The sequence below is a fragment of the Streptomyces sp. SP17BM10 genome, assembly GCF_036322405.1.
GTDB lineage: Bacteria > Actinomycetota > Actinomycetes > Streptomycetales > Streptomycetaceae > Kitasatospora.
The window spans coordinates 65,784-88,112 of the sequence record NZ_JAQYXB010000619.1 but is presented as its reverse complement, the minus strand read 5'-3'; the positions used below and the strand labels follow the sequence as shown (position 1 = coordinate 88,112).

Sequence of the window (22,329 nt, the reverse complement as noted above, 5' to 3'; positions counted from 1 at the left end):
GGCTGATGGCCACCACGGGGGAGCCGGCGGTCGGGGAGAAGCGGGTCACGTGGGCCGAGCTCTACTTCGACCTGGTCTTCGTCTTCGCGGTCACGCAGGTCTCCGGCCTGCTGCACCACCACCACGACGGGCGGGGCGTCGCCGAGGCGCTCGTCGTGTTCGTGCCGGTGTACTGGTGCTGGGTCGGCACGACGGTGCAGGCCAACATCCGGGACGTGGACAACCTGCGGGACCGCGTCGGCATCCTGCTGGTCGGCCTGGCGGGCCTGTTCATGGCGCTCGCCGTGCCGGGCGCGTGGGGCCGGCGGGGCGTGCTGCTCGGCGCCGGGTACTGGCTCGCGCGGGTGGTGCTGGTGGTCCTGCTGATCCGCCTCCCGGGCGTCTGGCGGGGCCCGTACGGGGTCGGGGTGCTGGTCAGCGGCCCGCTGCTGGTGATCGGCGGGCTGCTGCCGGGCGGGCCGCGCCTCGCGCTGTGGGCCGTGGCGGCGGCGTGCGACCTGGCCGCGCCGGTGCTGTTCCGGCGCCGGCTCGCGACGGTCTCGTACCACCCGTCGCACATGCCGGAGCGGTTCGCGACCTTCCTGCTGGTCGCGCTCGGCGAGTCGATCGTCGGGATCGGCGCGACGGCCGCCCGGGCCCGGCTGGACGCGCCCGAACTCACCGCCGTCGCCGCCGCGTTCACCATTTCGGCGGGCTTGTGGTGGCAGTACTTCGTCTACGCGGCGGACGCCATGCGGTACGCCGTCGAGGTCAGCGACTCGCGCCGGGACGTCGTCCGCCGGATCTTCCAGTACGGGCACCTGGCGCTCGTCGCCGGCGTGATCGGCGTCGCGGTGGGCTTCGGCGAGACGGTCGCGGACCCGTGGCGCGCGCTCGGTCCCGGCGCGGTGGCGCTGCTGTACGGCGGCTGCGGGCTGTACCTGCTGACCTTCGGCTACACCCGGTGGATGATGTTCCGCAAGGTGGCGACCACGCGCATCGCCGCGGCGCTGCTGGTGCTGGCCTTGCTGCCCGCGATGGTCGACCTGCCGGCGCTGGCGGTGCTCGTGACGCTGGCGGTGCTGCTGGTGGCGCTCAACGTGCTGGAACACCTCAGGGTGGAACGGGCCGCCACGGGGGCACCGGAGTCCTCACCGACTGCCGCCCCCACCTCCTCCGCCCCTTCTGCCTCCACCGCTTCCACACCTTCCGTCCCCGCTCCTGCGGAGCGGTCTGTCGGTGGGCCTGTGTAGCGTTCGGGGTGGAATAGGGCGTGCGGCCGAACAGCCGCTGTGTGGGAGGTAGATGTCGTGACGGACACGGTCGAGGCGAGCACGGTCGGGGCCGGCGCGGGCGGGGGGCTGGAGCTGCCCGCGTCCTGGCGCGAGGTGCTGGGCGCCGAGACGGAGAAGCCGTACTTCGCCGAGCTGGCGGCCTTCGTGGCGGCCCAGCGGGCGGAGCACCAGGTGTTCCCGCCGAGCGGCCAGGAGTTCGCCGCGCTGGAGGCCACGCCGTACGAGAAGGTCCGGGTGCTCGTGCTCGGCCAGGACCCGTACCACGACGACGGCCAGGCCCACGGCATGAGCTTCTCGGTGCTGCCGGGCACCAAGACGCCGCCGTCGCTGCGCAACATCTTCAAGGAGTTGGACGCCGACCTCGGCATCCCCGCCCCGGACAACGGCTACCTGATGCACTGGGCCGAGCAGGGCGTGCTGCTGCTCAACGCGGTGCTCACCGTCCGCGCGCACGAGGCCAACTCGCACAAGGCGAAGGGCTGGGAGAAGTTCACCGACGCCGTGATCAAGGCGGTGAGCGAGCGCGAGGAGCCGGTGGTCTTCGTGCTGTGGGGCAACTACGCGAAGAAGAAGCTGCCGCTGATCGACACCACCAAGCACGTGGTGGTGCAGGGCGCGCACCCGTCCCCGCTGTCCGCCAAGCTGTTCTTCGGCAGCCGTCCGTTCTCGCAGATCAACGCCGCGCTCGACGGGTTCGGCGGCGGCGCCATCGACTGGCGCATCCCGAACCTCAAGGAGGACTGACCCGCCAAGGACCGACCCTCCGCGCACCGGACGGACGGATCCACCGCCCGTCCGTCTGCGGTCATCCGCCGTTCACCGCGGGTGGCCGCCGGGCTGCGGCCGGTGTGCTTAGCTGGTGCCCGACCGGGTCGCCGGAGCCGGTCCGGGAGGGGCGGCACGTGCGCCGGGTGGGGCGGATATCGGGTGTCCGGTGGGCCGTGGGGGCGGCCCTGACGGGACTGTTGGCGGGTACCGCGGGTTGCGGCGGACCGGGATCGGGGGGCGGTCCGACGTCCCCCGGGGCGCCACCGGATTCCGGCGCGCAGGCGCCCGCGACGGCGTCCGGGCCGACGACTCCCCAGACCTCCGTCCGGGCGGACGGGGGCCTCCCGCAGCTCCCGAACCAGACCTTCTACGTCTCCGACCAGACCTCCGCCGCCCGCCAGTTGGCCACGCTGCGCGGCCAGGGCCGGACGGCCGAGGCAGCGGACCTGCTGCGGATCGCGGCCCAGCCGTCCTCGCAGTGGCTCGGCGAGCAGGACGCACGGAGCATCGTGGAGCAGGTGAGCCGCCGCGCGGCCGATGCCGACCGGACGCCGGTCTTCGTCGCCTACGACATCCCGCACCGCGACTGCGGCCAGTACTCGGCCGGCGGCGCCGCCGACGCCGCGTCGTACCGAACCTGGATCAGCGGCGTCGCGCAGGCGCTGGGCGATCGCAAGGCCTGGGTGATCGTGGAGCCCGACGCCGTCGCCCACACCCTGGACGCCTGCGGCGTGAAGGGCGACCTCGCCGCGGAGCGGTACGGACTGCTGGCCTTCGCCGTCCAGGAGCTGAAGAAGCGTCCGCGGGTGCGGGTGTACCTGGACGCGGGCAACCCCGGCTGGTCGCAGGACCCTTCGGCGATGGCGGACGCGCTGCGCAAGTCCGGGATCGCCGTCGCGGACGGCTTCGCGGTGAACGTCGCCAACTTCTACGGCACCGACGCCGACGCGGCGTACGGCGGGCGGCTCTCTGCGGCGCTGGGCGGGAAGCACTTCGTCATCGACACCAGCCGCAACGGCAACGGCCCGCTGGGCGGCGACTCCTGGTGCAACCCGCCCGGCCGCGCCCTCGGCGAGCCGCCGACCACCGACACCGGCCGACCCGGGGTGGACGCCTACCTGTGGATCAAGAACCCGGGGGAGTCCGACGGCGAGTGCGGCCGCGGCGAGCCCCGGGCGGGCGAGTTCTGGCTGCCGTACGCGCTGGGGCTGGCGAAGGCGGCCCGCTGATCCGTCCGCGGGCCGCCCGCCTCGGTGGTCCGGGAGGGTCAGCCCGTCACCCGGATCCAGCGCGCGACGGACGGGGTGCCGGCGGCGTCCGTCAGGAACAGCATGTACCAGCCGGGCGGCAGCAGGTCGGGGTTGCCCGGCAGGGTGAGTGAGACGCCGTCCGCCGTGCGCCCGGTGATGTCCAGGGCCACCGACCGCTGCTCCACGTCCGTCACGTGGGTGACCGAACTCGGCCGGATCAGCTTGGCGGTGGTGACGGCCTCCGGGCGCGCCGCGCCGACGGTGACGGTGCTGCCGAGCCTGGCCCCCTCCGGTGCGGCGGTGACCTGCGGGCGGTCGCCGTGGTACAGGTACGGCGGGGTGTAGATCTCGATCCGCTGCTCGAAGCCGCCGGGCGTGGTGTCGGCGGCGTCGGCGAAGAGCGGGTTGGAGCCGAGCACGGCGACCCGGCCGTCGGGGAGCAGGAGCGCCTCGGAGTGGTAGTCGCGGCCGACGGTCGGTTCGGCGGCCTCGGTGAAGGTGTTGGTGCCGGGGTGGTAGACCTGCGCCTTGAGCAGGTCGCTGCCGCTCTTGCCGCGGTAGCCGCTGGAGCCGCCGGTGGTGAAGACGGTGTCGTCCGGCAGGATCACGCTGTTGAGGTACCGGGTGCCGCCGGCCGGCAGGTCGGGGCCGGGGGTGAAGGCGGGCTTCGGGGCGGAGAGGTCGGCGATGTCCGTGCGGGCGCTGGACAGCGGCGACTCGCCGACGCCCCCGCCGCCGAGCACCATGACCTTCTGCGCCTGCGCGGGCGGCAGCAGCACCGAGGACGAGGTCTCGGTGAGGCCGGGGTCGCGCAGGCCCGGGACGGGCTGGAAGGCGTTGTTCGTGAGGTCCCACAGGCCCGGCTCGCGGCCCTTGTCGGCGGGGCCGTAGCCGGCGTTGGAACCGGAGTAGAAGAGCTTGCCGGAGGCGGTCAGGAAGAGCGACGGGTAGGTGGGGAAGTAACGGTCCGGGGCCTTGGCCCAGGTCTTGGACCCGGGGCTGTAGACCTCGTTGTCGTTGCCGTTGAGGATCTGGCCGGTGTCGTCGAGGCCGGACACCGTGACCACCCGGCCGTCGCCGAGCCCGGTGAGGGTCGGGTACCACCGCGCGTGGGCCATGTCGGCGACCCGCTCGTACAGTTCGGTGTCCGGGTTGAACTCGAACGCCGCGCGGATGCCCTGGTATTCCTGCTTCTCCAAAGTCATCTTGTCGTTCATGCCGTACAGGTTGTGGGCGTCCACGCCGGTCAGGCCCTTGATCCGGTACTGCGCCCGGGCGTCGGTGACGTCGTCCTTGCCCTCCCCGACGGCCTCGACGAACACGTGCTGCTCGCCGGCCGTCACGACGGTCCCGGCGCCCGAGCCGGTCTTCACCGCGGCCGGGACGGTCACGTCGGCGGTGGAGGCGTACTCGCGGCCGTTCGGGGCGACGAAGACGGTGCCCCTGGGGAACGTCCGGGCGCGTTCGGGGCTCTCGTTGCGCACGCGCATGGTGCCGGCGGCCCTCTTCACGGCGCCGTCCAGCTTCTCGTACCGCTGGGTGCCGCCGGCCACCAGCACCCGCCCGTCGGGCAGCGAGGTGTGGCCGCCGCAGAACATGTCGTCCGGGGTCGGGACGAGCTTGTACGTGTTCTTCGCCGGGTCCCACAGGAGGCTCTTGAACGTCCCCGCGCCGAACGCCTTCTCGTCGTTGCCGGAGCCGGCCACGATCAGGACCCTGCCGGTGCGCAGCAGCGTGGCGTGGACGGCGTTGACCCGGAACTCGGCGGGCAGCGTGAGGGTCTGCCAGTGGCCGTACTCCGCCTTGTACTCGGGGCGGTTGATCACGTACTGGTGGTACTGGTCGGAGGCGAAGCCGAGGACGGCCGGCGCGTTCATCCCGGCCACGGTCAGGGCGACCGTGCTGCCGAAGGCGAAGCGCCTGGTCCGGCCGACGTTGTGGATCTTCACGGTGACGGGTCCCTTCGTGGGCCGGCTCGACGGGTGAGGGCTCGGCGGCGTGTTGTTCGACGGGAGGTGCTCAGCGGGAGGTGCTCAGCGGGTGGAGGAGGGCTCGGCCTGCCGGGGCTGCGGTGGCCGCCTGAGTTCCAGCGTGGGCTGGTCGAGGCCCGAGTGGCGCTGCTGCTCCCGGTCGAGCGCCGCGGGGACGGACAGGACCGGCCGGCGCAGCCGGACGGTCGGCTCGTCCACCCGGACGGCCGTCTCGGCGGGACCGCCCCCGGTCACGGTGAGCGTGGCCGTGGGCCTGGCCCGCCGGCGCCGGACGGTGTCCGCCGCGGTCACCAGCAGGGGAAGCAGCGTCAGGACGAGGGCGATGATCGCCCAGGTGCGCATGGCCGCGTGGTCGTGGCCGGTGAAGAAGGACGCGACGATGGCGGCCCCAAACACGACCGTCCAGAACAGGTGCAGCCGGAACGTCCGGAACCGGTCGGGGCTGGCCGAGCCGCCCTTCGGCGTGACGACGAAGCGGCTGCGCAGCCGAAGCGCGGCCTGCAGCAGCGAAGCCGCGTAGACCGGGCCGGAGAGCGCCGACATCACCATGCCCGCGACCCCCGAGGAACCGGCCGGCTCGTGCGGGCTCACGTTGTGCTTGCGGTTCCAGGTGTAGAGCAGGAGTTGGAGCGCGGCGGCGTCGCTGTAGAGCATCATCCAGATCTCCGAGGAGACGTGGACGCCGGACGCCCCGAAGACGAGGTAGAGCACGCTGGAGGCCGCCCCGAGCAGCCAGGTCAGCGCCGCCATCGGGTAGAAGCACACCATCAGCGAGTAGTTGAGCAGCCGACCGGGGGAGAGCTTCCACATCACCCGCCAGTACTGGGTGAGGAGGGTCTCGTACGTCCCGCGGCTCCAGCGCAGTTGCTGGGAGAAGAAGTCCGTCCAGGAGGACGGGCCCTCGCCGACCGCCAGGACGTCCGGGGTGTAGACGGACTTCCAGCGTGCGCCGGTCCGGGGGTTTCGGCTGCGGTGGAACTCCAGACCGGTCGCCATGTCCTCCGTGATGGAGTCGTACAACCCGCCGATCGACTGGAGCGCGCCGATTCGCACGGCGTTGTTCGTGCCGACGAACATCGGTGCGCCGTAACGGTTTCCGGCGCGCTGCACGAGCGCGTGGAAGAGGTACTGCTGGCTCTCGGAGAATTTGGTGACCGCGGAGCCCGAGCTGCGGTAGTTCCCGTACACCTGGGGGCCGACGACGAATGCGACGTCGGGGTCGCGGAAGTAGCCGAGCATGCGCTCGCAGAAGTCCGGCAGCGGGACGTGGTCGGTGTCGACCGACACCCAGAAGTCGTAGTCGTCGCCGTGCGCCTGGAGCCAGGCGTTGTAGTTGCCGTGCTTGGTCCCGGCGCGGAACCTGCCCTCGGGCCGGTTCCAGTGCGGCCGGCCGAAGCGGCTGAAGTGGCGGACGCCCAGCTCGGCGCAGAGCGCGCGCATCGCAGGATCGTTTCCCTCGTCCAACAGCCAGACGTCGTAGGGGCCCTCGTGCCGCACGGCGACCGCGGCGGTGAGCGTGGCCCGGACCATCTCCGCGGGCTCCTTGCCCGGCACGCGGGTGGTGAGGAACGCCACCCGGGTGCCGCGCTCGGGCGGGACCGGGACGGGATCGCGGGCGACGAGGGTCGCGTGGGCGTTGGAGACGACGTTGACCAGCCGGAACACCTCGACGACGGCGATGATCCCGACCATCACCTTGTCGGCGGTGAGCAGCCACGCGTCCGTCTCGCCGGGGCGTTCGGGCCAGTGCTCGGGCAGTAACAGCCAGACCAGCAGCACCGCTTCGACGAGCGGCGCGGCCGTCAGCAGCAGGGCGGCGCGGATGCGGTGCGGCTCGCGGCGCAGGAGGCTGCGGTACTGGACGCGGTAGGGCGCGGAGGCGGGGTCGGTGTCGGTTCCGGGGCCGGTGTCGGCGTGTATTCGGGTGTCGGTGCGGTAGACCCCGTCGCCGGGGTCGAGGGCGGGCCCGGCGAGTCGGCTGAAGTGGGCGTAGTCGTACGGGGCTTCGGGGGCCGCCATGCCGGCCAGGGCGTCGTCGATCCGCGTGCTGCCGCCACCGTCGGCCGTCTCGGCGTTCTTCCGCCGCGAGAACGGCAAGGTCATGGTTGCTCCCCCCGGAGTGGTGCGTCGACTGGCCACGCCACTGCGTCGGAGCCGCCCGGGGCAGAACACTGCCCGGTGAACTGCGGTGGTTCAGGCAGTTTCCGGGCTATTCGTCACATAAACCGTGAGCAGGCAATTCTATTGTGTGACTACATGGCGTGTAACTGCGCGACCGGCTTCGAATGCGGGATCCCGGAGCACGTCCCGGCTTCCCCTCCGGGTGTGCGGGATCCTTGGCGTGTTCAACTCTCCCGGAGGGCCCCGGTGATCGCAACCGATCCGCGAGATGATCAGCGCACAAGCGTGAAGATGCTACGGTTCCAAGCCAATCCCGAGCGCCGAAGTGATATTGACGCGGATTGAACGCTCCGGTGTGCCGGGGCCCGCCGGTGTCGAATGGGCGGGCGAAGAGCGGACTCCGGGCCGGGACCCGCTCTCCGCCATCTTTGCTTTTCCACAGATGACTTGACGTTCCCGCCCGCCACCCACCGCCCGCCACCCACCGCCCGCCGGGCGCGGCCGTCAGCCGGCCGCGCCGAGGAAGGTCTCCCAGCCGCCGGTGGGCGCCTGGCCGACGTTGAGCGTGCGCAGCTTGCGCAGGGTGGACTGGTCCTGCACCTCCAGCCACTCCACGAGCTGCTTGAAGGAGACCAGCCGCACCTCGGGCTTGCCGGCGATGGCCTTCAGTGCCTCCTCGACGGCGTCCATGTAGATGCCGCCGTTCCACTGCTCGAAGTGGTTGCCGATGAAGAACGGCGCCCGGTTGCCGTTGTAGGCGCGGTCGAAGCCGGCCAGGTAGGAGTCGCGGGCCTGGTTGCGCCAGTCGCCGTACTTGGACGGGTCGCCCTTGGTGCTGCCGTTGGACTGGTTGGCCAGGATGTTGTAGTCCATCGAGAGGACCTGGAAGGCGTGCCCCGGGAACGGGATGGACTGCAGGGGGAAGTCCCACACCTTGCCGTCCTGCACCTTCTGCGGCCATATCTGCAGGCCGCCCGACGAACTCGCGTCGTACTTCCAGCCCATCTTCGCCGCGGTCGGCAGCAGCGCCTTCTGCCCCTCCAGGCACGGGGTCCGGCCGCCGATGAGCTCCTTCTTGTAGTCGAAGGGCAGCGGGTCGACGTCGGTGAAGCCGGTGTTGGTCCGCCACTGGGTGACGAACGCGATCGCCTGGTCGATCTCGCTCTGCCAGTCGTCCGGGGTCCACATGTTGACCCCGTTCTTGTCCGGGCGGCTGGAGCAGAAGTGCCCGTTGAAGTGGGTGCCGATCTCGTGTCCGGCGAGCCAGGCCTGGCTGATGAGCTTGAGCGTGCTCTTGACCGCGCCGTCCGACAGGTAGGGGATGTCCGAGGCGCCCACCGAGTGCTTCGGCGGGTGGTACAGGCTGGACTTGCCCTTCGGCAGGGCGTAGATGCCGGAGAGGAAGAACGTCATCGTGGCCTTGTACTGCTCGGCCAGCTTCAGGAAGCGGGGGAACTGGCCGTCGTCGGTGCCGCCCGCGCCGTCCCACGAGAAGACGACGAACTGCGGCGGGCGCTCGCCGGGCTTGAGCTTCTCGGGCTTGGGCTGGTTCGGCTGCGGACCGGTGTCCGCGTTGGAGCCGTCACCGATCGGTGTGCCCTTGGGTATCACGGCCTGGGTCGGATCGGTGGTGCCGGTCGGAACGGGGGCGGGGCCGCCCGACGGGGCGGAGGAAGAGGAGGCCGGTCCCGAGCCGGAACCGTTGCTGGAACAGGCCGCGACCGCCCCGAGGGCCGCGGTCGCTGCGGTGGCACTGAGCACGGTCCTGCGCGAGATGCTGGTCATGGTCTCCCCTGGTGCCGACGGCCGGTGGTGCGGGCGGTGCCGGGCCTCACCGGTCAAATCGGGCAATTGATGAGTATTCCGCCCTTAGCATGTCATGTGGACCGGATGGCGATCAAAGGGTCGTCCCGGCCCGACGTAGGTCAACACGTCGGTGGCACCCGGCCGGGCTGCAGGAACCCGGGTTCTGTTGCGGTCCTGTGACGCTTCACGGCCGGCCGCTCGCTCGGCAGTACCGTACCGCTGCGGGGGCGGGGTCCGTCAGAGTGCCGCGAGTCGCCGGTTGCGGCGCACTATTCGTGCTATCGCGGTGCTCACCACGGTCGCCGCCGTGCAGGAGACGGCCAGGCTGAGCCAGGCGGTGTCGAACCAGTGGCTGTTCAGCCAGCCCAGCGTGACGATGTAGGCGGCCCACACCAGCGCCGCCAGCGCCGACCAGTGCAGGAACCGGTGCGGATGGTCGGGGGAGTGCCCGATGGCCAGGTCGAGGACGGTCCGCCCCGCCGGCACGAACCGGGCGACGACCACCATTGCGGCGGCGGCCCCCCGCGGCCGTTCGACCAGGGCCTGCTGCACCCGGGACACGCTCGCCGCGAGCTTGGGCCGCCGCGCCAGCCGGCGCTGGACCAGCGGGGCGCCGCGCCGGGCGAGGTGCAGCAGGAGGAGGTCGCCGAGGAACGAGGACACCGCCACGCCCAGCCCGAGCAGCACCGGGGCGCCGTCGATCTGCGCCGTCTTGAGCACGGCCAGGATCACCAGCGTGCCGCTGGGGATGAAGGGGAGGAGGGCGTCGCCGAGTACGGCGCAGAGCGCCAGGGCGCAGATCCACGAGGATCCGATTGCCGCCACGAAGTTCAAGGCCCTTACTCCCTCCACGCCGCCCGGGGGAGCAGGTGGCTGCTGGGGTCAACGCTAGCGCCTCGACTTTTCATGCCATGAAGCACCCCGGGTGTGCGCGGGGTCACGGCCGGGGAACGAAGCCGTCGCAGTCGCCGAGGCCCGTCACCGGGGTGATCCGCGCCACCTTCCCTGTGGCCGCAGTTCCCGTCGGGAGCGGAACCCGCACCCGAGCCGCGCCGCCCCGGGCGGCGTGGCGGGCCGCACATGGAACGAGCCCTCGGAGCGGGGTTTCCACTCCGAGGGCTCGCATGGATCGTCCGGAACTGGTCCAGCCCGGCGACCTTGTCATCGGGAACGAGGGGCTTCCCATCGATGCCCTCGATCCTGATCACCAGCCTGCCGGACTCCGGTGGTCCATCGCGAGACCTGCGGCTGGCGACTTCCGGCTCTGGCGTGAAGTCGCCACGCGTGCACGCCCGCTGGCGCTGCGTCAGCCGAACGTCCGGTCGGCGGCGGGCTCCGGCCGCGGATCGGGCGGCGGTTGCGGAGGTGTGCCGCGCGACACCCCGAAGGCGGGGAACAGCGGGCGCCGAACGGTGGTTGCCCCAGGTCGGCAGGAGTACGAAGAGACCGGAAGGGCGAGCGGCATGACCACCGAGGACCAGCAGACACACGGCACCGAACCGCCCGCCCCCGCGATCCGGGGCACCGCCCGCGGCACCGCACCCGCCCCGCTCTCGATCCTCGACCTCGCGACCGTCGGCGCCGGCCACACCCCCGCCGAGGCACTCGCCGCCACCACCACGCTCGCCCGGAACGCCGAGCGCTGGGGCTACCACCGCTTCTGGGTCGCCGAGCACCACGGCATGCCCGGCGTCGCCAGCTCCACCCCGGCCGTCCTGCTCGCCCATCTGGGCGCCCACACCACCACGCTCCGGCTCGGCTCCGGCGGCGTCATGCTCCCCAACCACGCCCCGCTCGCCATCGCCGAGCAGTTCGGCCTGTTGGAAGCCCTGCACCCCGGCCGGATCGACCTCGGCCTCGGCCGCGCCCCCGGCACCGACCAGGCCACCGCCCGGGCACTGCGCCGCGGCCTCGCCGAGGGCGCCGACGACTTCCCCCAGCAGCTCGCCGAGCTGACCCACTTCCTCGACGGCGACTTCCCGCCCGGCCACCCCTACGCCCGGCTCACCGCCGTCCCCCACGGCGACGCCCGCCCGCCGATCTGGCTCCTCGGTTCCTCGGGCTTCAGCGCCCGGCTCGCCGGCCGCCTCGGCCTGCCGTTCGCCTTCGCGCACCACTTCAGCAGCGCCAACACCCTCCCGGCACTCGACCTCTACCGGGACTCCTTCCGCCCCTCCGCCGTCCTCACCGAGCCCTACGCCCTCATCGGCGTGAGCGCGGTGGCCGCCGATGACGAGGACTCCGCCCGCCGCCTCGCCCGCTCCGCCGCCCTCGGCATGCTCCGGCTGCGCCGCGGCACCCCCGGCCCGATCCCCACCCCGGAGGAGGCCGAGTCCTACCCGTACAGCCCGGTCGAGGCGGACTTCATCGACGACTGGCTGGCCAACGTCGTCCTGGGCGCCCCGGGCGAGGTCGCCGACGGCCTGGAGGCCCTGCGCAAGCGGACCGGCGTCGACGAGCTGATGATCACCTCCCACATCCACGGCCACGAGGCCCGTCTCCGCTCCTACGGCCGGATCGCCGAGGCGTACGGCCTGACGGCCACCGCCTGACGAGTCGCTGCCGCCCTGGCCGGGGTGCCGGGTCCCGGCCCGTCGGCCTCGTCCACGAGCCGGTCGGCACCGGCCCCGGCGGACCCGGCTCTTCGGGGAGCCGGCCCGTCAGCGGGAGCCGGGGCGGGAGCGGCGCAGTATGGCGGCGACGCGTTCGGCGTCGCCGGGGCGGGCGAAGTACCAGCCCTGGGCGGTGTCGCAGCCGGTGAGGCGGAGGCGTTCGGCCTGGGCGGCGCTCTCGATGCCCTCGGCGGTGACGGTCAGGCCCAGGGTGTGGGCCAGCTGGACCATCGCCCCGACGATCTGCTCGTCGGCGTCGCTGCGGCGGCTGTCGGGGGCCGGGTGGTCGGGGCGGCCGGCCGGGGCCGGGTCGCGGAAGCCCTCGATGAAGGTGCCGTCGAGCTTGAGCACGTGCACCGGCAGGCGGGAGAGGTAGGCGAGGTTCGAGTAGCCGGTGCCGAAGTCGTCGATGGCGATCCGGACGCCCATGTCGGCGAGCGCCTGCAGGGCCTGGAGCGGACGGCCGCCGGGGCCGAGCAGGGCGCTCTCGGTGATCTCCAGCTGGAGCAGCCGGGCGGGCAGGCCGGTGCGTTCGAGGGCGCGGGCGACGTCGGCGACGACGTCGGAGTCCCAGATCTGCCGGGCGGCCAGGTTGACGCTGACGAAGGTCTCGGTGTCGGGGAACTCGGTGAGCCACTGCCGGGCCTGGCGGCAGGATTCCTCCAGCACCCACTTGCCGAGCGGCACGATCGCGCCGGACTCCTCGGCGAGCGGGATGAAGCGGTCGGGCGAGAGCGTCCCGTAGCGGGGGTGGCACCAGCGGACCAGCGCCTCGGCGCCGTGCACCGCGCCGTCGGCGAGGCCGACCAGCGGCTGGTACTCGATGGTGAACTCGCCGCGTTCGAGGGCCGGGCGCAGTGCGGTGGCGAGGAGCTGGCGGGTGAGCTGGTGGGCGCCGCGGTCGGGGTCGTAGAGGGTCCAGCGGGCGCGGCCGTCCGCCTTGGACCAGTAGAGGGTGGCGTCGGCGTCCTTGACCAGGTCGGTCGGGGTGGTCTCGTGCACGGAGCGCTCGACGACGCCGACGCTGGCGGTGATCGCCAGGCGGTGGCCGGCGATGTCGAAGGGGAGTTCCAGGACTTCGAGGATCCGGGCGGCCAGGTCGGTGAGCTGTTCGCTGCCGGCGCTGTCGGTGACGAGGACGGCGAACTCGTCGCCGCCCATCCGGGCGACCAGGTGGGCGGCGTGCCCGGAGAAGCCGCGGCGCAGCCGGGTCGCGACGGCGGTCAGGAGCTGGTCGCCGATGTGGTGGCCGAGGGTCTCGTTGATGGCGGCGAAGCCGTCGAGGTCGAGGTAGCAGACGCCGACGCGGCGCTCGTCCGCGGACCGGGGGTCGCCGGTGAGGCAGGCGGCGTCGAGGCGTTCGAAGAAGTAGGTCCGGTTGGGGAGCCGGGTCAGCGGGTCGTGGAGGGCCTGGTACTCCAGGCGGTCGCCGAGCCGGCGCTGTTCGGTGATGTCCTCGACGAGGGCGAGGGTGTAGAGGGGGTGGCCGGTGCTGTCCCGGATGAGGGAGACGGTCACCTTGCTCCAGACCGTGTGGCCTTCGCGGTGCTTGAGTTGCTTCTCGACCCGGAACCGTTCGCGGCCGCCGTGGACGAGGGCGGGGAAGAGCCGGTGCGGCATGCCCTCCGGGTCGAGGATCTCGTGCAGGTGGGTGCGGACGAGTTCGCCGACACCGCGGCCGAGCAGGGCGGCGAAGGCGGGGTTGACCTCGATGATCCGGTCGTCGGGGTCGATCAGGGCCATGCCGATGACGGCGTCGCAGAAGGCGGCCCGGAAGCGGGACTCGCTGGCCCGCAGCGCGGCGAGCATCCGGTCGGTCCCGCCGTCCGCCCGGTGGGCGCCGTCGGTGAGCGGTGCCGAGCAGGTGGGGCAGAGGAGCGCCTCGGGGGCCGACTCCCGGGTCGCCCCGGTGGTTCCGTCCCCGGTTCCGTCCCGGATCGTGGGTGCGTCCTCCAGGACGACCCCCGGGTGGTGTGCGTCGGCCCCCTCGTTCTGGCCCGGCACGGCATGCTCCCGTCCGCTGCTGACGCCTGATGCTGGTCCGGCCGGTCGCCCGGGACTGCGGCGGCCGGCTCCGCACTCTGTCGCGGTCCTCGGGGTCGGTCCGGCGCGGGGCGCCCGGCGGGGAACTGCCGCGTGGGGGAGACCGCGTGGACACCCGCGTGAAGAACAGGGCGCTGCGGCCGATCATAGGACGCGTCGGCAACGCGCGGTGACCGCCGGCAGGGTGATTCGCCCGCTTTGGGGTCAACCGTGGCGGTACATGCGGACGCCCCTGGTGCACATCACATGATGTGCGCCAGGGGCGCGTGCGCCGAACCCGCGCCTTCTGACGCCGGTTGCGCGCCGGGAGCGCGAACAGGGGTGGGGCCGCGGCCGGCAGGGCGTCCGCCGGACCGTCAGGCCAGCTTGGCCGTCAGGGTGATCGTGGTGCCGGTGAGGGCCTGGCTGACCGGACAGTTCGCCTTGGCGTCCTCGGCGGCCTTCGCGAAGCCGGCCTCGTCCAGGCCCGGGACGTCGCCGACGACGGTCAGGTGGATACCGGTGATGCCTTCGCCGGGCTGGAAGGTGACGTCGGCCTGGGTGTCCAGCTTGGCGGGCGGGGTGCCCGCGCCGGCCAGGGCGTGCGAGAGGGCCATCGAGAAGCACGCGGAGTGGGCGGCGCCGATCAGCTCCTCCGGGCTGGTCTTGCCGTTGGGCTCCTCGGCACGGGCCGCCCAGGAGACGGGGTACTCGCCGATGCCGGACGAGGCGAAGGTCACCCGGCCCTTGCCCTGGAGCAGGTTGCCCTCCCAGGCGGTGCGGGCGGTGCGGGTCGTAGCCACGATCGGTACCTCCATTGCTGGGGAACTGCTGATGCGTCACTTCCGGTCATGCACGCACCAGCCTACGGCGGGCCCCGGTCCGTTCCCGGGCACTTCGGGCGTCCGGCGGTGCGGCGGTGCGTGCAGTGGTGGGTGCGGGGCCGGGTGCGGTGGCGCGTGCGCCGTCCGGATCGTGGACGGTCGGGCGCAATGGAGGGGACCGGGGCCGGGGGCCCTGTTAGATTGGCGCGGGCCCGAGCCCGGCTGCCGAACGGCCGGGTTTCCACCACCAGCCTTTCCGGGAGCCGCCGCGATGACGGACCACCCCACGACCTCCGACGCCGCTCTGCCCGAGGGGGTGGACGACGCCGTGCGCGCCGAGCTGACCAGCCTGCGCGAGAGCATCGACAACATCGACGCCGCGGTGGTCCACATGCTGGCCGAGCGGTTCAAGGCGACCCAGCGGGTCGGCCGGCTCAAGGCCGAGCACAAGCTGCCGCCGGCCGATCCGGCGCGGGAGCGGGACCAGATCAAGCGGCTGCGCGAGCTGGCCGCCGGGGCCAAGCTGGACCCGGTCTTCGCTGAGAAGTTCCTGAACTTCATCATCGCCGAGGTCATCCGCCACCACGAGGCGATCGCCCGCGCCTGAGGCTCCGCGCCCGGGGTCGCGCCGGGGGTCGCCGGCCCGAACGGCCCGGCACCACCGGGCTCAGCCCGGTGTCCGCAGGCTCCGCTCCGGTGGATCCGTGTTCCGGGACCCCGGCCGCCGGGGGCGCCGGGGGTGTCGGGGGCGGCTAAAGCCCGGATTTCGTGAGGCTCCACGGTTGGCGTAGCGTGCAGGTTTCCCCAGCCGGAGAGGTGGAGCAGCGACGATGGCGGTGAACCTGCCCGAAACGCCGAGCGAGGCCGAGGGCCGTGCCGGGAGTTCCGCCGCCCCCGGCGGTCGCGCCGAGGCCCGCCGCCGGGCCCGTGGCGGACGCGCCCGCAAGGCCCGGCGGGCGGGGCGCACGTCGCGGCCGTGGTGGATCGAGATCCCGGCGATGATCGCGGTCGGGCTGACGCTCGCACTGCTGATCAAGACCTGTCTGCTCCAGGTGTTCACCATCCCGTCCGGCTCGATGGAGAACACGCTGCGGATCGGCGACCGGGTCGGGGTGAACAAGCTGGCGCCGCTGACCGGCTGGGAGCCGGAGCCGGGGCAGCCGGTGGTGTTCAAGGACCCGGGCGACTGGCTCCCGCCGCAGCCGGTCGACGGCAACCCGGTGACCAACGCGCTCACCTCGGTGCTGAGCTTCGTCGGGCTGGTGCCGCCGAAGGACGACAACTACCTGGTCAAGCGGGTGATCGCGACCGGCGGCCAGACCGTACGGTGCACCGGCACCACGCTCACAGTGAACGGGAAGAAGGTCGACGAGCCGTACCTCCACCCGGGGGACGACTCCTGCGCCGGCCTGGACTTCGGGCCGGTGACGGTACCGGCCGGGCACATCTGGGTGGAGGGCGACCACCGCAGCGACTCGGCGGACTCCCGCTTCCACCGCAGCGGCCCGGGTGGCGGCGCGGTGCCGGTGGGCAACGTCGTGGGGCCGGTGTCGGCCGTGGTGTGGCCGCTCAACCACTTCGACTGGTTCGGCTGGGTCGGCCGCTGACCCCGCTCTCGGCGGCGGCCGGCTCCCCGGCGTCCACCGCTGCTTCGACCCCGACGGCCTCGGCCGCCGCCGCCACCGCCCCGGCGACGGGATCGCCCCCGACGGCATCCACCGCGACGGCGTCCGCCTCCACCGTCCCCGCCGGCTTGCTCGCCTGGGCCGCGAACGCCCCGGCGAGCACCAGCAGCCCGCCCGCGAGCTGCGGCAGCCCGAGGTGCTCGCCGAGCAGGATCCAGGCCAGCACGGTGGCGACGACGGCCTCCAGGTTGGCCACCACCCCGGCGACCGGCGGCGAGAGGTGCCCGACGGCGACGACGCCGGTCAGGTAGGCGAGGACGGTCGCCACCAGCACCATCCAGGCGGCCGGGAGGAACGCGGGCAGCGAGTGCCCGTTCATCACGACGTTCCCGCCCAGCGGGCTCCAGTCGGCCTCCCAGGGCCGGGTCGCCACGGTGAGCACGACGGCGCCGATCAGCAGGCCGAAGGCGCTGACGGCCATCGGGTCGACCGGCCGCTCGCCGCGGCGGCCGGCGTCGGCCAGGACGAAGTAACCGACCTGGCAGCAGGCGGCGCCGAGCGCGAACAGGACGCCGAGCGCGTCGAAGCTCAGGCCGTTCCAGACCTCCACCACGCAGGCGAGGCCGGTCACGGCGACCGCGGCGCCGATCGCCGCGCCCCGGCTGACCGGCTTGCGCTGGACGAACTTGACGTAGCCGATGAGCAGCGGCGGCCCGAGGTACTCGATGAGCAGGGCCACGCCGACCGGGATGCGGGAGATCGCCGCGAAGTAGCAGGCCTGGACGCCGGCGACGGCGAGCAGGCCGAAGCCGATCAGCAGGCCGGGGCGCCGGAGCACGGCGTCGCGGTGGCGGTAGGCGATCGGCAGGAGGGCCACGGCGGCGCCGGTGACCCGCAGCCAGACGACGTGGAGCGGGGAGAGCCCGGCCTCGATCAGCGGCTTCGCGGCCGTGCCGGAGCCGCCGAAGGCGCAGGCGGAGACGAGCGCGAGGCCGAGGCCGAGGGTTCGTCCGGAGGGGCGGGCGGGCGAGGCCGTCGATTGTTGCACCGACGCATTGTGACAGTCATACCGCCGATTGTGTAAGGCGCCATTTCGACATTTGGTCCTGCCCGTATCTGTACGCGGCGGAGTGTTCACATCGCCCGTCCCCACGGAGTAGGGGTGCACGGCGACGCCCCGGGGTCCGGCGGGACCCCGGGGCGCGGTGACCGTGGGACAGGACCGGCCGGGATCAGTTCCCCGGCCCGGCCCCCGCTGCGCCGTTGGCCGCCCCGCCCGTGGGCTGGGTGGTGGGCTGCGTCGTCGGGCCGGTCGTCGGCTGCGTGGTCGGCGTCGGCTGGGTGGTGGGCCTGGTCGTCGGCTTCGACGTCGGGTCCGCGGTCGGCTGCGTCGTGGGCGGCGCGGTCGGCACGGTGTTCCCGCCGGAGTTCGAGCCGTCGGAGCCGTTCGAGCCGCCGTTCTGGGAGCCGTTGGAGCCGCCGTTCTGGGACCCGCTCGACCCGCCGGTCTGCGAGCCGTTCGAGCCGCCCGGCTGGCCGGTCGCGCCGCCGTTCGGGTTGCCGGTGGCGCTGCCCGTCGACGGGGTGCCGGACGGCGTGGCGGGGGAGGCCGGCAGGTCGGCCGCGCCGGAGTCGCCGCCGTCCGAGGGGTCCGGGAAGTCGCTCACGGGCTGGCCCTTGAGCGCGGCCTTCATGTAACTGGTCCAGATCTGTGCCGGGTACTGGCCGCCCGCCGCGCCGTCGATGCCGCCGACGCCGCTCAGGCTGACCTGTGCCCCGGTGCCCGGGTCCTGGCCGAACAGCGCGACCGAGGTGACGAGCTCGGGGGTGTAGCCGACGAACCACACCGACTTCTGGTCGTCGGTGGTGCCGGTCTTGCCGGCCGTGGGCCGGCCCAGCGCCTTCGCCCGGAAACCCGTGCCGCCCGGGTCGCTCACGACGCCCTGGAGCATCGAGGTGACCCGGTTCGCGGTGTCCGCGCTGATCGCCTGGGTGGTCTTGTGCGCGGGCAGCGGGACGGCCTCGCCCTCGCGGTCCACCGACTGCACGAGCCACGGCGTGATCTGCTTGCCGCCGTTGTCGAGCGTGGCGTACACGCCGGCCATGTCGAGCACGCTCGGGGTGGCTGCGCCCAGCGGGATGGACGGCACCGGGTCGAGCCCCGGGGTGTTGCCGGGCAGGCCCAGCGCGACGGCGGTGTCCTTGACCTTCTGCAGGCCGGTGTCCTGGGCGAGCTGGGCGAAGGCCGAGTTCACCGACCAGTCGGTGGCCTGCTGGAGGGAGATCTGGCCGTAGCTCTTGTCGCCCTCGTTCGGCGGCGCGTACGGGGTGCCCTTGCCGCCACGGACCTTGCGGCCGCTGGTGCCGTCGTAGACGGTGCGCGGGGTGACGGTCCGGCCGTCCTGGGTCTTGGCGTCGTTCTCGAACGCGGCCGCGAGCGCGATCGCCTTGAAGGTCGAGCCGGCCTGGTAGTCGCGGCGGGTCGCGTTGTCGACGTAGTGCTTGATGTAGTCGACGCCGCCGTAGAGGGCGACGACCGCGCCGGTCTTCGGGTCCACCGAGGCGGCGCCGGCCTGGGCGGCCGCGTCCTTCTTGCGCTTGTCCGGGTTCAGGGTGTCGTGCAGCTGCGCCTGGACGGCGTCCTGCAGCGCCTTCTGGCGGGTCGGGTCGATGCTCAGCTTGATCGTGTAGCCGCCCTTGGCCAGCTCGTTGTCGCTGATGATCCCGCTGGAGGTGAGGTACTGGGTGGCCGCGTCCACCAGGTAGCCGGACTGGCCGGACAGGCCGAGGTTGGGCTGCGGGTCGCGGACGTCGGGGAAGGCGGTCCTGGCCCGCTCGTCGGCGGTGAGCCAGCCCTCCTTGACCATGCCGTCCATGACGTAGTTCCAGCGGTTGACCGCGTTCTGCTTGCCCGCCGTGGTCGCGGTGGCCACGTCGTAGGCGCTCGGCGCGTTGAGCAGGGTGGCCAGGTAGGCGCCCTGGGCCGGGGTGAGCGCCGAGGCGTCGATGCCGAAGTACGCCTGGGCGGCGGCCTGGATGCCGTAGGCGCCGCGGCCGTAGTAGGAGGTGTTCAGGTAACCGGAGAGGACGTCGTCCTTGCTCTCGGTCGCGTCCACCTTGATGGCGATGAAGAGCTCCTTCACCTTGCGGGTGACGGACTGCTTCTGGTTCAGGTACGTGTTCTTCACGTACTGCTGGGTGATCGTGGAGCCGCCCTGGGTGCCCTCGCCCTTGGCGGTGTTGATCGCGGCGCGGGCCAGGCCCTGCACGTTGATCGCGCCCTCGTGGTAGAAGTTGCGGTCCTCGGCGGCCAGCGCGGCGTGCTGGGCCGCGGGGGAGACCTTGTCCAGGCCGACGTTCTGCCGGTTGGTCTGGCCGGTGCGGGTGATCACCGAGCCGTCCGCGTAGAGCCAGGTGTTGCTCTGGGCGGTGGCCGCGGCGTGCGCGTCCGGGACCTTGACGAGCGCGACGCCGAGCGCGAACAGCCCGACGCCGAGGAGGATCGAGGCGGCGACGCCGAGCAGCGTCATCCGCCAGGTCGGTATCAGCCGGCGCCAGCCGGTGCGCTTGGGCCGGCGCTTCTTGCCGGCCTTGCCGCCGCCCGCGGAGCCGGCGTCCATCGGCCCGCTCATCAGGGCGCCGCCGGGCACGGGGCCGCCGGGGACGTGGTCGGCGCGCTTCAGCCGCTCGACCGGCCGGATCGACGGCACGCGGCGGCCGCCCTGGGGATCTCTGGACAAGGCGCGGCCTTTCCTGCGGGCGGACCGGGCCAGCCTGCACAGACGGGGGACAACGGTGGTTGGGGACCTTTGTCCCGATTCCGGTTTACCGCCCAGGACGAACGGGACGGGCCGATCGGCTCCTCCGGAGCGGCGATCGAGACCGACATCACATCCAAAACGCACGCAAATCGGACCCCATGGGCAAAAAAGTTGGGGAGCCCCTCGCTGCTGCGAGGGGCTCCCCACTGTCTGTGCGCCGCCAGGGACTCGAACCCCGGACCCGCTGATTAAGAGTCAGCTGCTCTAACCAACTGAGCTAGCGGCGCCTGCTGACCCGGAAAACAATACACGGTCCGGACGGGTGCCTCGAACCACGTCGGGCCATGGGTGCCCAGGAGTGCCCGTTTCCTCCCGGTTGGGGTGGAGTTCGGGCGCGGTTAGGGTGGAAACGTGCCCAGCCCCACCGGACGTCCGCGCGCCCGCGGAGCCGTCGCCGTCCTGCTGCTGATCAGCGCCGTGGCGTACACCGCCTGGGTGCTGGAGGTCGTCCTGAGCACCGGCCTCGACCCGGTCCAGGCGTACATCAGCGAACTCGCCGCGGCGGACCAGCCGCTGGGCGGGGTCTTCCGGGCCACGGACCTGGTCGCCGGCCTGGCCGTCCTCGCGGCGGCCGGCGCCGCGCTGGTCGGCGCCGCTCCCGTCGATCCGGTCGGCCGAACCGCCACCCGGCGGCCCCGCCACGGCTGGGCGCTCGCGGGCTGGTCGGCCCTGGCCCTGTTCGGCGCGGCGACCGCCGCCGACTCCCGGCTCCCGCTCAGCTGCACCCCCACGAGCGACGAGGAGTGCGCCGCCCGCGAGACGGCCGGGCTCGTGCCCGCCACCCACACCGCGCACGCCGTCACCAGCAGCCTCGCCATGATCGGCGCGCTCGCCGGGCTCGCGGCGCTCACCGTGGCCGCGCGCCGCTACGGATGGTGGCCGCCGGTGCGCCGGTACGGGCCCTGGCTGCTCGGCGCCGAGCTGCTCGCGACCACCTGGAGCCTCGCCGCGATCGGCGCCTTCCAGACCGGACGCGGCACCTGGGCGCTCGGAGCCGGCCAGCGGCTCCAGGTGCTGCTGGTCGCGCTCTGGCTGGGCGTCCTCGCGTGGAGCCTGTTCCGGGAGGGTGCCCACAGGGAGCCGCCGCGCGCCGTGGCCGCCGCGCTCCAGAGCCGGTCGGACCGGGAGCCGGTGTGACGGCGGCGGCCGACCCCGCAGTCGACCGGGCGGCGTTCCTGCGCATCGACGGCGTCCCGCTGCACGTGCGCACCGAGGGCGAGGGCCCGGTCTGCGTGCTCACCGGCGGCCTCGGCAGCAGCTGGTTCGACTGGGACCTCGTCGTCCCCTTCCTCGCCCCCTACCGCACCGTCGTCCGCTTCGACCGGCCCGGCTACGGCCTGAGCGCCCCCGAGCCCGCCACCGGTCGGCCCGCCCCCACGGCGGCCGGCGAGGCCGGGCGCATCCGGGCCGTGCTGGACGCCCTCGGGCTGCGCGAGCCGTGCACGCTCGCCGGGCACTCGCTGGCCGGCTTCCACGTGGAGGCCTTCGCCCGCCTGCACCCCCAGCGGGCGGGCGGACTCGTCCTCGTCGACAGCAGCGTCGAACCGGCGCCCCGGCCGCTGCCCGCCCCCGGGCTGCGCGACCTCGCCGCGCGGGGCGCCGCGGGCGCCGCCACCGCCCTCGCCGTGCCGTACCTGCTCGGCCCGGCCGCCCGGCGGCTGACCGCCCGCCTCACCACCGTCCGCCGCGAGGACCTGGCCCCGCCGGACCTCGTCCGGCACTGCTACCGCACCGGCCGGGCGCTGCGCGCGCTGCTCCGGGAGAACGCCCGCTACCTCGACGTCGCCGCCGAGCTCGACGGGCTGCGCCGCACCCGGGGCCTGCCCGAGGGCCTGCCGGTCACGGTGCTCGCCGCCGACGACGGACTGCGCTCCCGGCGGACGGAGGCCTGGCTGGCCGAGCAGCGGGAGCTCGCCGCCCTGCTCGGTGCGGACTTCCGCACCACCGCCCCGGCCGGGCACCTGGTGATGTTCGACCGTCCGGACGCGGTCGCCTCGGCGATCCTCGACACCCGCTGAACCTGCCGGCAGCACCTCAGCGGCCGCAACACCGACGGCCGCAACACCCGCAGCCGCAACACCGACGGCGGAAACGCCGGAAGGCCCCTCGCTTTCGCGAGGGGCCTTCCGGCTGTCTGTGCGCCGCCAGGGACTCGAACCCCGGACCCGCTGATTAAGAGTCAGCTGCTCTAACCAACTGAGCTAGCGGCGCCTGC

General features: G+C 73.1%; 16 protein-coding genes and 2 tRNA genes. 8 read left to right on the top strand and 10 right to left on the bottom strand.

Translation table 11 applies throughout. The annotated features are described in order from the left end of the window. The first annotated feature begins 5 nt into the window (after nucleotides 1–5). From PUR71_RS23735 to PUR71_RS23725, 3 genes are all read left to right on the top strand, one after another. A complete protein-coding gene (locus PUR71_RS23735; protein WP_329929108.1) occupies nucleotides 6–1,232 on the top strand; it encodes a low temperature requirement protein A in 1,227 nt (408 codons plus the stop codon). A gap of 57 nt (nucleotides 1,233–1,289) precedes the next feature. Beyond that, nucleotides 1,290–2,018: a uracil-DNA glycosylase gene (locus PUR71_RS23730; protein WP_329929107.1), complete on the top strand. Its 729-nt coding sequence runs from the start codon at nucleotides 1,290–1,292 to the stop codon at nucleotides 2,016–2,018. 221 nt (nucleotides 2,019–2,239) lie between these two features. Then, nucleotides 2,240–3,271 carry a glycoside hydrolase family 6 protein gene (locus tag PUR71_RS23725; RefSeq protein ID WP_329929106.1) on the top strand — a complete coding sequence of 344 codons (1,032 nt, stop codon included), beginning with the start codon at nucleotides 2,240–2,242 and terminating at the stop codon, nucleotides 3,269–3,271. A gap of 38 nt (nucleotides 3,272–3,309) precedes the next feature. Here the strand turns inward: PUR71_RS23725 and PUR71_RS23720 are convergent, their stop codons facing one another. The 4 genes from PUR71_RS23720 to PUR71_RS23705 form a co-directional block, all read right to left on the bottom strand. Next, entirely contained in the window at nucleotides 3,310–5,169 is a 1,860-nt protein-coding gene (locus tag PUR71_RS23720) for a galactose oxidase-like domain-containing protein (RefSeq protein WP_329929217.1), read from the bottom strand. A gap of 156 nt (nucleotides 5,170–5,325) precedes the next feature. After that, nucleotides 5,326–7,302: a glycosyltransferase family 2 protein gene (locus PUR71_RS23715; protein ID WP_329929216.1), complete on the bottom strand. Its 1,977-nt coding sequence runs from the start codon at nucleotides 7,300–7,302 to the stop codon at nucleotides 5,326–5,328. A gap of 606 nt (nucleotides 7,303–7,908) precedes the next feature. Further along, complete coding sequence (locus PUR71_RS23710; RefSeq protein WP_329929105.1) at nucleotides 7,909–9,189, bottom strand: hypothetical protein; 1,281 nt, start codon at nucleotides 9,187–9,189, stop codon at nucleotides 7,909–7,911. A gap of 258 nt (nucleotides 9,190–9,447) precedes the next feature. Next, a complete protein-coding gene (locus PUR71_RS23705) occupies nucleotides 9,448–10,035 on the bottom strand; it encodes a DedA family protein (RefSeq protein ID WP_329929104.1) in 588 nt (195 codons plus the stop codon). A gap of 638 nt (nucleotides 10,036–10,673) precedes the next feature. On the opposite strand from PUR71_RS23705, the gene PUR71_RS23700 reads away from it, so the two are divergent. Further along, nucleotides 10,674–11,762, top strand: coding sequence for an LLM class flavin-dependent oxidoreductase (locus PUR71_RS23700; RefSeq protein WP_329929103.1), 1,089 nt, complete (start codon nucleotides 10,674–10,676; stop codon nucleotides 11,760–11,762). 108 nt (nucleotides 11,763–11,870) lie between these two features. Here PUR71_RS23700 and PUR71_RS23695 read toward each other — a convergent pair whose 3' ends face one another. Together PUR71_RS23695 and PUR71_RS23690 are read right to left on the bottom strand one after the other, a co-directional pair. After that, nucleotides 11,871–13,826, bottom strand: a complete 1,956-nt coding sequence (locus tag PUR71_RS23695) for a putative bifunctional diguanylate cyclase/phosphodiesterase (protein ID WP_329929102.1) — start codon at nucleotides 13,824–13,826, stop codon at nucleotides 11,871–11,873. 395 nt (nucleotides 13,827–14,221) lie between these two features. After that, nucleotides 14,222–14,647: an OsmC family protein gene (locus tag PUR71_RS23690; RefSeq protein WP_329929101.1), complete on the bottom strand. Its 426-nt coding sequence runs from the start codon at nucleotides 14,645–14,647 to the stop codon at nucleotides 14,222–14,224. 292 nt (nucleotides 14,648–14,939) lie between these two features. Between PUR71_RS23690 and PUR71_RS23685 the strand changes: the two genes are divergently transcribed. Beyond that, complete coding sequence (locus PUR71_RS23685) at nucleotides 14,940–15,275, top strand: chorismate mutase (RefSeq protein WP_329929100.1); 336 nt, start codon at nucleotides 14,940–14,942, stop codon at nucleotides 15,273–15,275. A 223-nt stretch (nucleotides 15,276–15,498) separates the two neighbouring features. Then, nucleotides 15,499–16,275, top strand: coding sequence for a signal peptidase I (gene lepB / locus PUR71_RS23680; RefSeq protein WP_329929099.1), 777 nt, complete (start codon nucleotides 15,499–15,501; stop codon nucleotides 16,273–16,275). Here the strand turns inward: lepB and PUR71_RS23675 are convergent. From PUR71_RS23675 to PUR71_RS23665, 3 genes are all read right to left on the bottom strand, one after another. Next, the gene (locus PUR71_RS23675; protein ID WP_329929098.1) at nucleotides 16,238–17,341 is read right to left on the bottom strand and encodes an EamA family transporter; all 1,104 of its coding nucleotides are present in this window, start codon (nucleotides 17,339–17,341) and stop codon (nucleotides 16,238–16,240) included. The two genes, lepB and PUR71_RS23675, sit on opposite strands and share 38 nt — an antisense overlap. Before the next feature lie 184 nt (nucleotides 17,342–17,525). Beyond that, nucleotides 17,526–20,033, bottom strand: a complete 2,508-nt coding sequence (locus tag PUR71_RS23670) for a transglycosylase domain-containing protein (RefSeq protein ID WP_329929097.1) — start codon at nucleotides 20,031–20,033, stop codon at nucleotides 17,526–17,528. 234 nt (nucleotides 20,034–20,267) lie between these two features. Further along, nucleotides 20,268–20,341: transfer RNA gene (locus PUR71_RS23665), tRNA-Lys, on the bottom strand. A gap of 124 nt (nucleotides 20,342–20,465) precedes the next feature. Between PUR71_RS23665 and PUR71_RS23660 the strand changes: the two genes are divergently transcribed. After that, nucleotides 20,466–21,251 (top strand): DUF998 domain-containing protein, encoded by a 786-nt coding sequence (locus PUR71_RS23660; protein ID WP_329929096.1) that lies wholly within the window; start codon nucleotides 20,466–20,468, stop codon nucleotides 21,249–21,251. Then, nucleotides 21,248–22,132 (top strand): alpha/beta fold hydrolase, encoded by an 885-nt coding sequence (locus tag PUR71_RS23655; protein ID WP_329929095.1) that lies wholly within the window; start codon nucleotides 21,248–21,250, stop codon nucleotides 22,130–22,132. Before PUR71_RS23660 ends, PUR71_RS23655 begins: the two co-directional genes overlap by 4 nt. A gap of 119 nt (nucleotides 22,133–22,251) precedes the next feature. Here PUR71_RS23655 and PUR71_RS23650 read toward each other — a convergent pair. Next, nucleotides 22,252–22,325: transfer RNA gene (locus PUR71_RS23650), tRNA-Lys, on the bottom strand. Nucleotides 22,326–22,329: the final 4 nt, after the last annotated feature.

What these genes read in the sequence shown, in the direction of transcription:
- PUR71_RS23735 (WP_329929108.1), top strand. Translation starts at nt 6, where the DNA reads ATGGCCACCACGGGGGAGCCGGCGGTCGGGGAGAAGCGGGTCACGTGG.
- PUR71_RS23685 (WP_329929100.1), top strand. Translation starts at nt 14,940, where the DNA reads ATGACGGACCACCCCACGACCTCCGACGCCGCTCTGCCCGAGGGGGTG.
- PUR71_RS23710 (WP_329929105.1), bottom strand. Translation starts at nt 9,189, where the DNA reads ATGACCAGCATCTCGCGCAGGACCGTGCTCAGTGCCACCGCAGCGACC.
- PUR71_RS23720 (WP_329929217.1), bottom strand. Translation starts at nt 5,169, where the DNA reads ATGAACGCGCCGGCCGTCCTCGGCTTCGCCTCCGACCAGTACCACCAG.
- PUR71_RS23715 (WP_329929216.1), bottom strand. Translation starts at nt 7,302, where the DNA reads ATGGCGGCCCCCGAAGCCCCGTACGACTACGCCCACTTCAGCCGACTC.
- PUR71_RS23700 (WP_329929103.1), top strand. Translation starts at nt 10,674, where the DNA reads ATGACCACCGAGGACCAGCAGACACACGGCACCGAACCGCCCGCCCCC.
- lepB (WP_329929099.1), top strand. Translation starts at nt 15,499, where the DNA reads ATGGCGGTGAACCTGCCCGAAACGCCGAGCGAGGCCGAGGGCCGTGCC.